The following is a 13,752-nucleotide window of genomic DNA, read 5'->3' as shown; positions in this document are numbered from 1 at the left end:
ATGTCGTCCTGGCCTTTGCCAGGACGACGATTGGGTTGGGTTCGTGCGAAACTCGCCCGCTCACCCCTTCGTCACATGGACCTTCGGCTTCTTGCCCGCATTCCACTTGCCGTCGATGGCGCGCTCGATTTGCGCGGCGAGTTGCAGCAGGAGGCCGTCATTGGCCTGCTTGGCGATGGCCTGGATGCCGAGCGGCAGGCCGTGCTCGTTTTCGGCGAGCGGCAGCGAGATCGCCGGCATGCCGCAGAGGTTCGCCAGTGGCGTGAAGGCGAAATTGCGCCAGAGATTGCCGAACCAGTCCAGAACGTCCGGATTGTCGGATATCGTGAGGTATTCCTTCGTGCCGACCTTCGGCGTCGGCAGCGCGGTGACCGGCGTCAGGATGACGTCCCACTGCTCGTAGAACGCGCCGAAGCCGCGCGACGTCGTGTTGAACACCGCCTGCATCTTTGCCCGTTCGGCAAAGCTCGTGTGGCGGCCCGCTTCCCAGATGCGGATATTCATCGGCTCGATCAGATCCTCCGGCGGCCGCTCCAGGCTGCGCGCGGCGAGCATGTTGGAGATCACGACGGCGAAGTTGGAGATGTAGCAGGTGGTCTGCGCGTCGAAGGCGGCGCGGAAATCGAGCTCGGGCAGGGCAAAGTCCACGTGATGGCCGAGGCCTTCGAGGAAGCGGCCGACCTTCTCCAACTCGGCCGCGATGTGCGGCGTCGCGCGATAATCGCCCCATTGATGCGACAGCGCGATGCGGAGCTTGCCGGGGTCGCGCTTGATCATCTCCGTGTAAGGCTGCGCGGTGGTCCAGAATGGCATGAACTCGCCGGGGGCGGGTCCCCGGGCATGGTCGACGAAGGCCGCGGTGTCGCGCACGCTGCGCGACTGGCAGCCCTGAATCGAGACGAGGCCGGTCAGATCGGACATGTGCGGCGCGAGCGAGAACACGCCGCGCGACACTTTCAGTCCGATATTGCCGTTGACGCCTGCGGGAATGCGAATCGAGCCGCCGCCGTCGGTCGCATGCGCAATCGGCACGATGCCCGCGGCGACCGATGCGGCGCTGCCCGCCGACGAGCCGCAGGTGGTGTAGTCGGTGTTCCAGGGATTGCGCGTGACATAGACGGCCGGGTTGTCGGCCGAGCTGCACACGCCGAACTCCGGCGTCGTGGTCCGTCCGATCAGGTTCAACCCGGCCTGGCGGAATTTCGAGGTGAGGAAGGTATCGGCGCCTGCGCGATTGCCGCGCATCAAGAGCGAGCCCATTTCCTGCAAGCGGCCTTTCATGGTGGGCCCGAGATCCTTCATCAGGAAAGGCAGGCCGGCGAACGGGCCGGTGAGATTGGCGCCGTCCTTGGCGGGATCGGCGATGACATCGTCGAACAGCTCGACCACGCCCGACAACGTGGAATCGACCTTCGCCACTGCAGCCGCGGCCTGGCGCGCCAATTCGGCAGGCGTGAGCTCGCCCTTCTTGACGCACGTGGCCAGCGCCACGCCGTCATGCTGCGCCCACTCGTTCCAGCTCATCGGCAAAGTCATAGTGATTCAATCCTCTGGTTCGGCGGCGACCTTAGTTTCGCGACAGGGCGTGTCAATCGAGGGGACCCGCATGGCTGCGCCGCCGAATCCTGTGACTTTGCCGGTAGCCCTGTCTGCGCGCTTGCGGGACCAAACCTTGAGATTGAAGTTCTTCCTCGGATCGCGTGATGAGCGCTGCTGATCGGACAAGTCAGGACGGGTGCACCAATTCCTGCGGTCGAAGAATAGCTCACGTTACAGGACTTCGGAATATCGATACCTTTGTTGTCGCGACCCACATTCCGTCATTGGGAGCGTAGCGAAGCAATCCAGACTGTCTCCGGGGAAAGATTCTGGATTGCTTCGCTGCGCTCGCAATGACGAGATTGGAGCAAAGCGATGCCTCTCCAATAACGTTCTGAGGGCAGGCGCTTTGCAGGCGCCTCCACGGGCAACCAGCCGAATGTGGCGAGATCGCATCAGCGCAACAAAAAAATCCCTTGTCGACGGTTCCGTGTCGTACCTTGATGAATCAAGCCGGGTTGGTCCATAAGCGGCGTCCCCGCGGGCCGTCGGTTCGGTTCGCGTCGCGTGCTTGGATTAGAGGATACTGGCGTGGCAAACATCAACCAGAAGATTGCGCAGGAACTCGGGGCCCGGGAGGAGCAGGTTCAGGCGGCGGTGGAGCTGCTCGATGGCGGTGCCACGGTTCCCTTCATTGCCCGCTACCGCAAGGAAGCCACCGGCGCACTCGACGACGCGCAGCTCCGCACGCTGGAAGAGCGCCTCGTTTACCTGCGCGAGCTCGAAGACCGCCGCAAGGCCATCCTCGAATCGGTCCGCGAGCAGGGCAAGCTCGACGCCGCGCTGGAGGCCACCATCATGGCCGCCGACAGCAAGGCGCGCCTGGAGGATATCTACCTGCCGTTCAAGCCCAAGCGCCGCACCAAGGCGGAGATCGCCAAGGAAGCCGGCCTCGAGCCGCTCGCCAACCAGCTGATGGCGGAGCCCGCGAACGATCCGAAGGTCGTGGCGGAGACGTTCGTCAACGCCGAGAAGGGCGTCGCCGACGCTGCCGCCGCACTCGATGGTGCCCGCGCCATCCTGGTCGAACGCTTCGACGAGGATGCGGACCTGATCGGGAGCCTGCGCGAGGAGCTGTGGACGAACGCACGGATGGCCTCCACGGTGCGCGAGGGCAAGAAGACCGAGGGCGAAAAGTTCGCCGACTATTTCGAGTTCTCCGAGCCGCTGACGAAACTCCCGTCGCACCGCATCCTCGCGATGTTCCGCGGCGAGAAGGAAGAAATCCTCGATCTGCAGATCCAGCCCGAGGCAGAAGCGCCGCCGGCGGGCGTGCCGAGCGCCTATGAATTGAAGATCATGAAGCGGTTCGGGATCGCCGACCTCAAGCGCGCGGGCGACCGCTGGCTGATCGACACCGTGCGCTGGGCCTGGCGCACCAAGATCCAGGTGCATCTGAATATCGATCTGCGCATGCGGCTGTGGAACGCGGCCGAGACCGAGGCCGTGCGCGTGTTCGCCTCGAACCTGCGCGATCTGCTGCTGGCTGCACCTGCCGGCACCCGCGTCACCATGGGGCTCGATCCCGGCTACCGCACCGGCGTCAAGGTCGCAGTGATCGATGCGACCGGCAAGGTCGTCGATACCACGGCGATCTATCCGCACGAGCCGCAGCGGCAGTGGAACGAGTCGCTTGCGATCCTCGGCAGGCTGGCGCTGAAGCATCGCGTCGAGCTGATCGCCATCGGCAACGGCACCGCCTCGCGTGAGACCGACAAGCTCGCGACCGAGCTCGTCAAGGGCCTCGCTGAACTGAAGATGACCAAGATCGTGGTGTCGGAAGCGGGCGCCTCGGTCTATTCGGCCTCGGCCTTCGCGTCGCAGGAATTGCCGGGCCTCGACGTCACCCTGCGCGGTGCGGTCTCGATCGCCCGGCGCCTCCAGGATCCGCTCGCCGAGCTGGTCAAGATCGAGCCCAAGGCGATCGGCGTCGGCCAGTATCAGCACGATCTCGGCCAGGCCAAGCTCGCCAAGTCGCTCGATGCCGTGGTCGAAGACTGCGTGAACGCCGTCGGCGTCGACGTCAACACTGCCTCGGCGCCGCTGCTGGCCCGCGTGTCGGGTGTCGGCGCGGGTCTTGCGCAGAGCATCGTGCAGCATCGTGATGCCAACGGCCCGTTCAAGTCGCGCAAGGCGCTCAAGGAGGTGCCGCGGCTCGGACCCAAGGCGTTCGAGCAGTGCGCGGGCTTCCTGCGCATCCTCGGCGGCGAGGATCCGCTCGATGCATCCGGCGTCCATCCGGAAGCCTATCCGGTGGTGCGCCGGATTCTCACGGCCACCAAGAGCGACATCAAGGCGCTGATCGGAAGCAGCGAGATCGTGCGTACGCTGAAGCCGAAGGATTTCGTCGACGAGACCTTCGGTCTGCCGACCGTCACCGATATCCTGCGCGAACTCGAAAAGCCGGGTCGCGACCCGCGTCCGGCGTTCAAGGCCGCCGTGTTCAAGGAGGGCGTCGAGGAGATCAAGGACCTCCAGAAGGGCATGATCCTCGAGGGCACCGTGACCAACGTCGCCGCTTTCGGCGCCTTCGTCGATATCGGCGTGCACCAGGACGGCCTCGTGCATATCTCGGCGATGTCGAAAAACTTCATCAAGGATCCGCGCGAGGTGGTGAAGCCGGGTGACATCGTCAAGGTGAAGGTGTTGGACTTCGAGGTCGCCCGCAAGCGCATCTCGCTGACGCTGCGTCTTGACGACGAGGTCGGCGCCACGAAGGACGCGCCCGGCATGCAGCGCGATAATTCGCGCAACGCCGGCCGCATGACCTCATCGGCGCCGCGCAAGCAGGAATCCTCCGGCGGCGGTGCGCTCGCCGAAGCGCTGCGCCGCGCCGCCGAAAAGAGCGGCCGCGGCAAGCCGGTGTGAGCTCCGACCTCTCCCCGCTCTTCAGCGGGGAGAGGTCGGATCGCGCCAGCGATCCGGGGTGAGGGGCAAGGCAATCTGCGGGCCCGGCCAAAAGTCGCTCCGACTTGTGTAGCGTTGACAGGTGATCACGCAGACGAAATCGAACTCGCGGAAGCAACCCCTCACCCCGCCCTCTCCCCGTAAGAACGGGGAGAGGGTGTAAGAGAGCGGCGCATTCCTGACTTCCGCGTCAGAATCTGGCGCATTTGTAAGTTGAAGGAGAGGCTGCCATCTCCTCATCTGATCCTCCTGGCGCGGCGCGTTTGTCGCCGCTCTGTATGGAGGATATTCCGATGACCAACAGGCTTCTCACCGGCCTCGTCGCGGCGGCAATGGCCGCGACGCTGGCGGTTGCTTCACCGGTGCTTGCCCGCGGCGGCTTTGGCGGTGGTGGCGGCGGCGGTGCACGTGGCTTCGGTGGCGGTGGCGGCGGCATGCACATGGGCGGCGGCATGGGCGGCGCTCATTTTGGCGGAGCGAGTTTTGGTGGCGCCCGTTTCGGTGGCGCGGGCTTTAGTGGCGCGCGCTTCGCGGGCACCCCGATGGGGGCGCGCGCGGCCTTCGCGCCGCGCTTTGCAGGCAGCCCAATGGCCGCTCGCGCAGCCTTCGTCGGCCCGCGCTTCGCCGGGACCGGCTGGCGCGGCAGGCCCTTTATCGGCCGCCACGCCTTCTTCTTCCGGCACCATCGCCGCTTCGCCTTCTTCGGCGCGCCGTTCATCTACGCCGGCTTTTACGGCGGCTGCTGGCGGCAGAGCTGGACCCCGTGGGGCTGGCAGTGGGTCAATGTGTGCGGAGACGATTGGTACTAGCATCGCGTGACCGCACCGTTGTCGCGATCGCCACCGGGCAGTTCCGCCCTGCCCCGGAACGGGATAGTCTGGTGGCGATTGTCGCAAGAAGTTGAGCCATGGGTTGAGCCATGACCGGAGGTCACCGCCGTATTCTCGTCGTCGAGGACGACCTGGAGACCGCAGGCCAGCTCGCCGAAGAGCTGACGACGAGCGGCTACGAGGTCGATCTCGCCGCGACCGGGCGCGAGGCGCTTAGCCGCGGCGGCGAGCGCGACTATGCCGTGATCACCATCGACCGCATGCTGCCCGACATCGACGGCATCACGGTGATGCGCCAGCTGCGCGACGACGGCATTGCTTCGCCCTTCCTGATCATCTCCGCGCTCGGTGAAGTCGACGACCGCGTGCGGGGCCTGCGTGCCGGCGGTGACGATTATCTCGTCAAGCCGTTCTCCTTTGTCGAGCTGCTTGCGCGCCTGGAGGCGCTCGGCCGCCGCAGCGAAACGATCGCCAAGGAGACGATCCTGCGCGTCGGCGATCTCGCGGTTGACCTGATCTCCCGCAGCGCCAGCCGGCGCGGCAAGAAGATCCCGTTGTTGCCGCGCGAATTCCAGCTGCTCGAATATCTCGTCCGCAACGAGGGCCGCGTCGTCTCCCGCGCGATGCTGCTTCAGCACGTCTGGGACCTGCATTTCGATCCCTCCACCAACATCATCGACGTCTATGTCGGCCGCGTTCGCCGCAAGGTGGACGATGCCCAGGCCTATCCGCTGATCCACACCATCCGCGGCATCGGATATTGCCTCCGTGCTCCTGGCTAAGACGCTCAAGTCATCGACGTTCCGCCTGGCGCTGATCGCGATCTCCGTCTTCGGCCTGATCGTCGCGGCGATCATCGCCTATGTCTATTACGGCACACTCGCCTATGTGCGGAACCGGGTCGGCGAGGTCGGCGATCACGACGGCTTCACCGGGATGCTCGAGCTCGCCATGATCGCGGTCGCCCTGCTGCTGCTGGTGCTCGCGGCAGTGGCCGCAGTGCTGGTGACGCGGCGCACGGTGGGTCGCATCGAGCAGATCAACGCCACCAGCCGCGCCATTATGCTCTCGGGCCTCGACCAGCGCATCCCCTTGCGCGGCAGCCATGACGAATGGGACAGCGTCGCTGAAAATCTCAACCAGATGCTCGACCGCATCGAGACCCTGATGGGCGAGGTCAAGCAGGTCAGCGACAACGTCGCGCACGATCTGCGCACGCCGCTGACGCGCATGCGCGGCCGTCTGGAGAAGGCCTATCACGCGCCGCGCAACAGCGGCGCCGATGCTGCGCTGATCGGCGACACCATCGCCGATCTTGACGCCGTGCTCGGCATGTTCGCCTCGATCACCCGGATCTCCGAGATCGAGACCCGCGCGCGCAAGGGCGCGTTCCGCGAGCTGAACCTCGTGGAGATCGCCGGCGAGGTGGTCGAGCTCTATGATGCAGCGGCCGAGCAGGTCGCAACCCGTCTTGGTTTGACGGGCGATCGCGAGGTCAAGGTCACCGGCGACCGCGACCTGCTGTTCGACGCCATCGCCAATCTCGTCGACAACGCCATCAAGCACGGCCGCGCAAGCGGGCAGGTCAGTGTGACCTGCACCGCCAAGGACGGCGCCGCGGTGATCGCAATTGCCGACGATGGCCAGGGCATTCCGAGCGACCAGCACGACCAGGTGTTCAAGCGCTTCTACCGTCTCGAGCAGAGCCGCTACACGCCCGGTAATGGTCTCGGCCTGAGCCTCGTCGCAGCCGTTGCGCGCCTGCACGGAGCCGAGGTTTCGCTGCGCGACAATGCGCCGGGACTGACCGTCGCGCTCAAATTCCCGCCGCCCTCCGCGCTGTGATCCTACAAATTGATCACGCCGCGCCGCGCAGCATGGGCAACCGCGTCGGTGCGGCCGGTGGCATCCAGCTTGTCGAGCAGCGAGCCGACATGGAACTTGACGGTGTGGACGGAGATGCCGAGCTGGCGCGCGATCATCTTGTTCGAGGCGCCTTCGGCCATCAGCGCAAGCACGTCGAGCTCGCGTGGCGTCAGCTCGATATCGGCCGGCGAGGGCTGCCGGTCGCGTATCACCACCGCGGCTGGATCTCCGGGCGCTACGAGCCGCAGACCGGATATGCTGCCGAGCAGCGAGGCCAGCCGGTCGGCGAGGGCTGGATCGTCGATCTCCAGCGCGAGCGCGATGTCCTGCGTCGTGTCCTCGCTCACGCCTCCGGCCTTTCGCCGATCGTGACCTTGAAGCTCACCGGCTCGCCGCCACGCCGCACCGCGACGTCGACGACCGAGCCCACGCTCTCAGGTCCGAGGGATCGCGACAGCGCACGGACGCCGGCGAGCTTCTCGTCATTGACGGCCACGATGACGTCGCCCTGCCGGATGCCGGCCGCGGCGGATGGTCCGGACTTGTCGACGTTCATGACCATTGCACCGACGCCGTCATCGAGACGCACCGGTTGCAGGCCGAGTCCGAGATAGCCGCGTGCGATCCGGCCGCGCGTCTCGAGCTGCGCCGCGACGCGCTCGATGGTCGCGGCCGGGATCACCAGCACGCGCCGCGGTCCCTGCACCGCCATGCCGAAGGGCTCGCCTTGTGCATTCAGCGCAAGGCCGCCCTCGTGGCTGTGGCGCAGCCGTACGTCGAGCTCGATCCGCGCCTCGATGTCACCGCCGCGCAGGCTGCGCCAGCGCGGGCCCGCAAGCGACACCATGCCGAGGGATGCCGTGGGTGCGCCACGATCGGCTGCGACGACGACGGTGAGCGAACCGAGCGCGGGGGCGGCGGAGGTCAGCTTGACCGGCGGGACGGCGGCATCGACGCGCAGCAGCGCGATATCGGTGGTGTGGTCGCGGCCGGCGATCGTGGCTTTCCGAGCGCTGCCGTCGGCGAGCCTGAGCTCCACCTCGCCCTCGTCGGCCAGTGCCTCGTCGGCTGTGATGATGAGACCCGCCTTCCAGGCGAATCCCGAGGCCCGCAACCGATGCGAGTGGACGGAGACGAGCGAAGGTGCGGCACGCGTAACGACATCCGATAGCGCTGACGAGAGCGCAGTGAGGGGGCTAAGGTCGGTCATGGGGGGCTCCTGTCGGTTGTCCCAAATCTGGGATGCCGCCGGCGCTCTGAAAACTGGCCGGATGGCCAGGAAGCTCCGTAATGTCCGGGACGACGAACATGTGATTGGGAGGAGGTCACGGGAACGTGTAGCAATCGGCCAGCCATTGCGCCGCACGGCCTCAGCGCATTTTCGAGAAGACCCCGGATGACCATCGACCTTACCCGCCGCACGCTGCTTCACCTCGCCGGCGTCACCACGCTCGCGGCGGCTGCCGCGGCCGCGGCGCGCGCCGAAGGCAATCCGGTCGGCAGCGGACCGACCTATGCGAGCCGCACGCCGATGCGCGTCGGCATGGTGACGCTGCGGGTCAAGAATCTAACTGCCGTTGCCGATTACTATCGCGACGTGCTCGGCCTCACGGTGATGGAACGCTCGGCGGTTTCCGCGCGGCTTGGCGCAGGCGGCGTGACGCTGCTCGTGCTGGAAGCGCAGCCCGGTGCCGCGATCGAGCCGCGCAGCGCGGCCGGCCTCTATCACACCGCTTTCCTGATGCCGACACGCAAGGATCTCGCGCGCTGGCTGGTGCATGCCGCCTCGCATCGCGTGCCGCTGACGGGCTTTGCCGATCATCTCGTCAGCGAGTCCGTCTATCTCGACGATCCCGAAGGCAATGGCATCGAGGTCTATGCCGACCGCGATCCTTCGCAATGGCAGTGGAGCGAGGGTTCGGTGAAGATGGCAACCGACGAGCTGAACGTTCCGGACCTGCTGTCGCTCACGAATACCCGTGTCAGCGATTACGCCAAGGCGCCGGAGGGGCTGCGCGTCGGGCACATGCATTTGCGCGTCGGCGACCTCGCGCAGGCCGAGAGCTTTTATCACGGCACCGTCGGCCTCGATCCGACCCGTCGCCGCAACGGCGCCGCGTTCCTTTCCTCCGGCCGCTATCACCATCACCTCGGCATGAACGTCTGGCAGAGCCAGGGCGCCGGCCGCCGCGACGATACGACGACCGGGCTCGCCTGGTTCTCGCTGGTGACGGAGAAGCAGGACATTCTTGCTGCGCAGCACGAACGACTGCGCAAGGCGGGCGTACCGGTCACCGCGCTCGCCGATGGCGTCGAGGCCGTCGATCCCTGGGGCACACGCGTGCGGCTCATCAAGGCGTGAGCGCGATAGCTAGAGCTCGATATATTCCCGCTCGCCGGTCTCGGGCCGCGTGAACACCGCGACGCGCCGCTTCGTCTCGGGATCGATGAAACGCTCCCCGGTGTCGACCCAGCCCGGACCTGTTGGGCGCTTTGAGGCTGGCTTGTAGCGGGTGTCGTAGATCAGGCTCAGGATCAGGCCGAGCCCGACGAGGGTGAGAGGTACGCCGAACGGAAAAAAGTGGCCCACGATCAGGAGCGCGGCGGCAATCACGAGCGCGGCGATCCCGATTCCCAAGGACATGCCCTCGGCCTCTTAGCGTGCAACCGCCTCGATCTCGACCGCGGTGCCATAGGCCACGATCTCGCTCATGGTCTGGCCGATCTCCGCGGAATCGAACCGCATCATCACGATCGCGTTGGCACCCATCGCGGTGGCGTTCTCGACCAGACGGTCGATGGCGTGGCGACGGGCATCCTCCAGGAGCCGCGTATATTCGGGGATCTCGCCGCCGACGATCGAGCGCAGGCCGGCGACGATATTGCCGCCGAGGCCGCGGCTGCGGACGACGATGCCGAAGCACTGGCCGAGCGTCCTGACGATGCGGTGGTTCGCTACGTTCTCCGTCGTGACGATCAGCATGGGGCTTCCTGATTGGTTCGCTTGCTGCGTTCCATTAGTCCGTCAATGCAGCGGGCGGGTTCATTCGCCGGCTTTGCTTGTCGGCCTCACGGAGGCGTGTTAGCACCCGCGAAACCATACGGGCTGACCTGCAACGCCCGGCTCAGCGCACGGTTTCCCGGGATGACCGATTTCCACGGCGTATTCCCTTATCTCGTCTCGCCGGTCGACGCTGACGGCGCGGTGCGCACCGGCGTGCTCGCCCGGCTCTGCGACGACCTGATCGGCGCGGATGTGCATGGGCTGACGCCGCTCGGCTCGACCGGCGAGTTTGCCTATCTCAACGCTGCACAGCGCGCGAGGATCGTGCAGACCACGATCGAGGCCGCGAAGGGCCGTGTGCCCGTGGTGGCAGGTGTCGCCTCGACGTCGACCGCCGATGCGGTCATGCAGGCGAAGGCGTACCAGAAGCTCGGCGCCGACGGCATTCTGGCGATCCTCGAGGCGTACTTCCCGCTCGCGGACGCGCAGGTCGAATCCTATTTCCGCAGCATTGCGGATGCCGTCGACATTCCCGTCGTCATCTACACCAATCCGCAATTCCAGCGCTCCGATCTGACGCTCGACGTGATCGAGCGCCTCGCCGATCATCCGCGCATCGGCTACATCAAGGACGCCTCGACCAACACCGGCCGGCTGCTCTCGATCATGAATCGCTGCGGCGACAAGATCCGCGTGTTCTCGGCTTCCGCGCACATTCCGGCTGCGGTGATGCTGATCGGCGGCCTCGGCTGGATGGCGGGTCCGGCCTGCATCATCCCGCGCCAGAGCGTCGCGCTCTACGATCTCTGCAAGTCCGGCCGTTGGAACGAGGCGATGGCGCTCCAGCGCAAGCTGTGGCGCATCAACGAAGCTTTCGCCCGCTTCAACCTCGCCGCCTGCATCAAGGCGGGGCTTGCGATCCAGGGCTACGACGTCGGCGATCCCATTCCGCCGCAGGCGGCTCTTTCGCTCGAGCAGCGCAAGGCTGTCGAGGCGGCGCTGCGGGAGGTGGACTGACTCTCACCTCTCGTCATGCCCGGGACAAGCCCGGGCATGACGCAACCGTGGATGTCCCGCACAAAACCGCGGCTGGCCTGCGCCCGACCGATCCGCTAAAAGGCGGCCGCACGTTGAGGCCTAGAGGACAAGTGGAATGAACATCCTTCCCGGCAATTTGCGTTTCGGGGCGGGCAAGCCCGTCAAGCGTCTGGAAGACCAGCGGCTGATCACCGGGAAGGGACAGTTCATCGACGACAAGCCGGAGGACGGCGCGCTGTGGCTGCATGTGCTGCGCTCGCCGCATGCCCACGCCAAGATCGTGTCGATCGACACCAAGGCTGCGCTGGACCTAGCCGGCGTCGAGGCCGTTTATACCGGCGCCGATCTGGTCAAGGACGACATCGGTACGCTGCCGACGTTGGCGATCTTTAAGCGTCCGGACGGCAAGCCGATGAGTGTGCCGCCGCGTCGCCTGCTGGCGCATGAGATCGTGCGCTTTGCCGGCGAGGCGGTCGCGGCCGTGGTCGCGACCTCGCGGGTGCTGGCGCAGACCGCGGCGGAGGCGATCGTGGTCGATTATGAGGTGCTGCCCTCGGTTGTCGATCCCGTCGAGGCGATCAAGCCGGGCGCGCCCGCGGTCTGGGCGGAGGTCCCCGATAATATTGTCGCCGGCATGAGCTATGGCGACGCGGCCAAGGTGGAAGAAGCCTTTGCCAAGGCCGCGCACACCGTGTCGCTCGATTTGGTCAGCCAGCGGCTGGTGCCATCGGCGATGGAGCCGCGCTCGACCATTGCCGAGATCGAGAAGAAGACCGGCCGTCTGCTCCTGTATGTGCAGTCGCAGACCCCGGGTTCGACCCGCGACCTGTTGGCCGAAGCGATCCTCAAGCGACCGAAGGAGAGCATTCGCGTGCTGGTCGGCGATATCGGCGGCGGCTTTGGCCAGAAGACCAGCCTTTATCCCGAAGACGGCATCGTCGCCTATGCCGCGACCAGGCTGAACAAGAAGATCCGCTGGCGCGGCGATCGCACCGACGAGTTCGTCGGCGGCACCCACGGTCGCGACCTGACCTCGACCGGCGAACTGGCGCTGGATGCCAAGGGCCGCGTGCTGGCCTATCGCGTGCGCTCGATCGGCGGTACCGGCGCCTATTCGTCGGGCACCGGCAACATCATCCCGCTGATCCTCGGCCCGTTCGTGCAAACCGGCGTCTACGACCTGCCGCTGGTGCATTTCGAGGTGAAGTCGGTGATGACCAACACCGCTCCCGTCGGTGCCTATCGGGGCGCAGGCCGGCCCGAGGCCGTGTTCATCGTCGAGCGTCTGTTCGACGCGGCCGCGCGCAAGCTCGGCATGGACCCGCGGGCCATTCGCAAGGCGAACTACATCAAGCCGGCGCAGCTGCCCTACACCAACGCTGTCGGCCAAGTGTATGACTCCGGCGCCTTCGCGCATATGATGGAACGTGCCTCCGAGCTTGCCGACTGGAATGGCTTCGCCGCGCGCAAGCGAGCTGCCAAGAAGAAGGGCCTGCTCTATGGTCGTGGCCTGACCAGCTATATCGAATGGACGGGCGGCACCGTCCACACGGAGAAGGTCAGCCTGCATGCGACCTCGCAGGGCCGCGTCATCCTGCATTCCGGCACGATGGCAATGGGGCAGGGGCTGCAGACTACCTACACCCAGATGATCTCGGATACGCTCGGCATTTCCCCCGACAAGATCGACGTGGTGCAGGGCGATACGGATCTGGCCACCGGCTTCGGCAGTGTCGGCTCGCGCTCCCTGTTCGTCGGCGGGACGGCTGTCGCGGTCTCCTCGAACGACCTGATCCAGAAGGCGCGCGAGAAGGCGTCTAGCGTGCTGGAGACCTCGGTCGATGACATCGAATATCAGGGCGGCGTGCTCACCGTGGTCGGCACCGACCGCCGTATCGGCCTGTTCGAGCTTGCCGAGAAGGAGAGCGGCGCGAAGCTCAGCGTCGATTCCGAAGGCGAGGTGGACGGCCCGAGCTGGCCGAACGGCACGCACATCTGCGAGGTCGAGATCGATCCGGAAACCGGCGTGTCCCGCGTGGTGCGCTACACCACGGTCGACGACGTCGGCGTTGCCGTCAATCCGATGCTGGTCACGGGCCAGATTCATGGTGGCGTCGCGCAGGGCATTGGACAGGCGCTCTACGAAAGTGTCGCCTACGATTCCGAAGGCCAGCTTCTCACCGCGAGCTACCAGGACTATTGCATCCCGCGTGCCGACGACGTGCCGCCGATCGTGGTGACGCTCGACGATACCGCGCCCTGCCGCACCAACCCGCTCGGCGCCAAGGGGTGTGGCGAATCCGGCGCCATCGGCGGCCCGCCCTGCGTGACCAATGGCGTGATGGACGCACTTGCCGAACTCGGCATCACTCAGCTCAACACGCCGCTGACCCCGCAGAAGATATGGGAGGCGATCCGGAAGGCGAAGGCGGGCGCTTAGGGGCAAAGACGCATTTGACATCGGCTGTCGCCACAGCCCCAACTCGTCGTCCCGCGGCGCGCGTAGCG

Annotated in this window: 12 protein-coding genes; 7 read left to right on the top strand and 5 right to left on the bottom strand. The window is 66.1% G+C overall.

Going from position 1 to position 13,752, the window contains the following annotated elements:
- Window positions 1-60 precede the first annotated feature (60 nt).
- Window positions 61-1,536, bottom strand: coding sequence for an amidase (locus ACV1FX_RS28845; protein WP_473120948.1), 1,476 nt, complete (start codon window positions 1,534-1,536; stop codon window positions 61-63).
- Between the two features lie 594 nt (window positions 1,537-2,130).
- On the opposite strand from ACV1FX_RS28845, the gene ACV1FX_RS28840 reads away from it, so the two are divergent.
- The 4 genes from ACV1FX_RS28840 (at window position 2,131) to ACV1FX_RS28825 (ending at window position 7,181) form a co-directional block, all read left to right on the top strand.
- Entirely contained in the window at window positions 2,131-4,467 is a 2,337-nt protein-coding gene (locus ACV1FX_RS28840) for a Tex family protein (protein WP_473120947.1), read from the top strand.
- Between the two features lie 332 nt (window positions 4,468-4,799).
- A complete protein-coding gene (locus ACV1FX_RS28835) occupies window positions 4,800-5,315 on the top strand; it encodes a hypothetical protein (protein ID WP_473120946.1) in 516 nt (171 codons plus the stop codon).
- Between the two features lie 110 nt (window positions 5,316-5,425).
- Window positions 5,426-6,118: a response regulator transcription factor gene (locus ACV1FX_RS28830; protein WP_473120945.1), complete on the top strand. Its 693-nt coding sequence runs from the start codon at window positions 5,426-5,428 to the stop codon at window positions 6,116-6,118.
- On the top strand, window positions 6,105-7,181 hold the full coding sequence (locus tag ACV1FX_RS28825) for a sensor histidine kinase (protein ID WP_473120944.1): 1,077 nt from the start codon (window positions 6,105-6,107) through the stop codon (window positions 7,179-7,181). The genes ACV1FX_RS28830 and ACV1FX_RS28825 overlap by 14 nt, the downstream gene beginning before the upstream one ends.
- A 2-nt stretch (window positions 7,182-7,183) precedes the next feature.
- Here ACV1FX_RS28825 and ACV1FX_RS28820 read toward each other — a convergent pair whose 3' ends face one another.
- Together ACV1FX_RS28820 and ACV1FX_RS28815 are read right to left on the bottom strand one after the other, a co-directional pair.
- Window positions 7,184-7,549, bottom strand: coding sequence for a response regulator transcription factor (locus tag ACV1FX_RS28820; protein WP_473120943.1), 366 nt, complete (start codon window positions 7,547-7,549; stop codon window positions 7,184-7,186).
- Entirely contained in the window at window positions 7,546-8,412 is an 867-nt protein-coding gene (locus ACV1FX_RS28815) for a S1C family serine protease (RefSeq protein WP_473120942.1), read from the bottom strand. Before ACV1FX_RS28815 ends, ACV1FX_RS28820 begins: the two co-directional genes overlap by 4 nt.
- 186 nt (window positions 8,413-8,598) lie before the next feature.
- On the opposite strand from ACV1FX_RS28815, the gene ACV1FX_RS28810 reads away from it, so the two are divergent.
- Window positions 8,599-9,564: a VOC family protein gene (locus tag ACV1FX_RS28810; RefSeq protein ID WP_473120941.1), complete on the top strand. Its 966-nt coding sequence runs from the start codon at window positions 8,599-8,601 to the stop codon at window positions 9,562-9,564.
- A 9-nt stretch (window positions 9,565-9,573) separates the two neighbouring features.
- On the opposite strand, the gene ACV1FX_RS28805 is transcribed toward ACV1FX_RS28810, so the two are convergent.
- Both ACV1FX_RS28805 and ACV1FX_RS28800 read right to left on the bottom strand, forming a co-directional pair.
- Complete coding sequence (locus ACV1FX_RS28805) at window positions 9,574-9,846, bottom strand: hypothetical protein (protein WP_473120940.1); 273 nt, start codon at window positions 9,844-9,846, stop codon at window positions 9,574-9,576.
- Between the two features lie 12 nt (window positions 9,847-9,858).
- Entirely contained in the window at window positions 9,859-10,185 is a 327-nt protein-coding gene (locus ACV1FX_RS28800) for a YbjQ family protein (protein WP_473120939.1), read from the bottom strand.
- Between the two features lie 162 nt (window positions 10,186-10,347).
- On the opposite strand from ACV1FX_RS28800, the gene ACV1FX_RS28795 reads away from it, so the two are divergent.
- On the top strand, window positions 10,348-11,223 hold the full coding sequence (locus ACV1FX_RS28795; RefSeq protein ID WP_473120938.1) for a dihydrodipicolinate synthase family protein: 876 nt from the start codon (window positions 10,348-10,350) through the stop codon (window positions 11,221-11,223).
- A gap of 136 nt (window positions 11,224-11,359) precedes the next feature.
- Window positions 11,360-13,684: a xanthine dehydrogenase family protein molybdopterin-binding subunit gene (locus tag ACV1FX_RS28790; RefSeq protein WP_473120937.1), complete on the top strand. Its 2,325-nt coding sequence runs from the start codon at window positions 11,360-11,362 to the stop codon at window positions 13,682-13,684.
- Window positions 13,685-13,752: the final 68 nt, after the last annotated feature.

The sequence above is a fragment of the Bradyrhizobium ingae genome, from assembly GCF_055791185.1.
The sequence above is the reverse complement of the archived record's forward strand: the minus strand, read 5'-3'. Positions and strand labels throughout refer to the sequence as shown.

What these genes read in the sequence shown, in the direction of transcription:
- ACV1FX_RS28830 (WP_473120945.1), top strand. Translation starts at nt 5,426, where the DNA reads ATGACCGGAGGTCACCGCCGTATTCTCGTCGTCGAGGACGACCTGGAG.
- ACV1FX_RS28790 (WP_473120937.1), top strand. Translation starts at nt 11,360, where the DNA reads ATGAACATCCTTCCCGGCAATTTGCGTTTCGGGGCGGGCAAGCCCGTC.
- ACV1FX_RS28810 (WP_473120941.1), top strand. Translation starts at nt 8,599, where the DNA reads ATGACCATCGACCTTACCCGCCGCACGCTGCTTCACCTCGCCGGCGTC.
- ACV1FX_RS28845 (WP_473120948.1), bottom strand. Translation starts at nt 1,536, where the DNA reads ATGACTTTGCCGATGAGCTGGAACGAGTGGGCGCAGCATGACGGCGTG.
- ACV1FX_RS28835 (WP_473120946.1), top strand. Translation starts at nt 4,800, where the DNA reads ATGACCAACAGGCTTCTCACCGGCCTCGTCGCGGCGGCAATGGCCGCG.
- ACV1FX_RS28815 (WP_473120942.1), bottom strand. Translation starts at nt 8,412, where the DNA reads ATGACCGACCTTAGCCCCCTCACTGCGCTCTCGTCAGCGCTATCGGAT.
- ACV1FX_RS28800 (WP_473120939.1), bottom strand. Translation starts at nt 10,185, where the DNA reads ATGCTGATCGTCACGACGGAGAACGTAGCGAACCACCGCATCGTCAGG.
- ACV1FX_RS28795 (WP_473120938.1), top strand. Translation starts at nt 10,348, where the DNA reads ATGACCGATTTCCACGGCGTATTCCCTTATCTCGTCTCGCCGGTCGAC.
- ACV1FX_RS28805 (WP_473120940.1), bottom strand. Translation starts at nt 9,846, where the DNA reads ATGTCCTTGGGAATCGGGATCGCCGCGCTCGTGATTGCCGCCGCGCTC.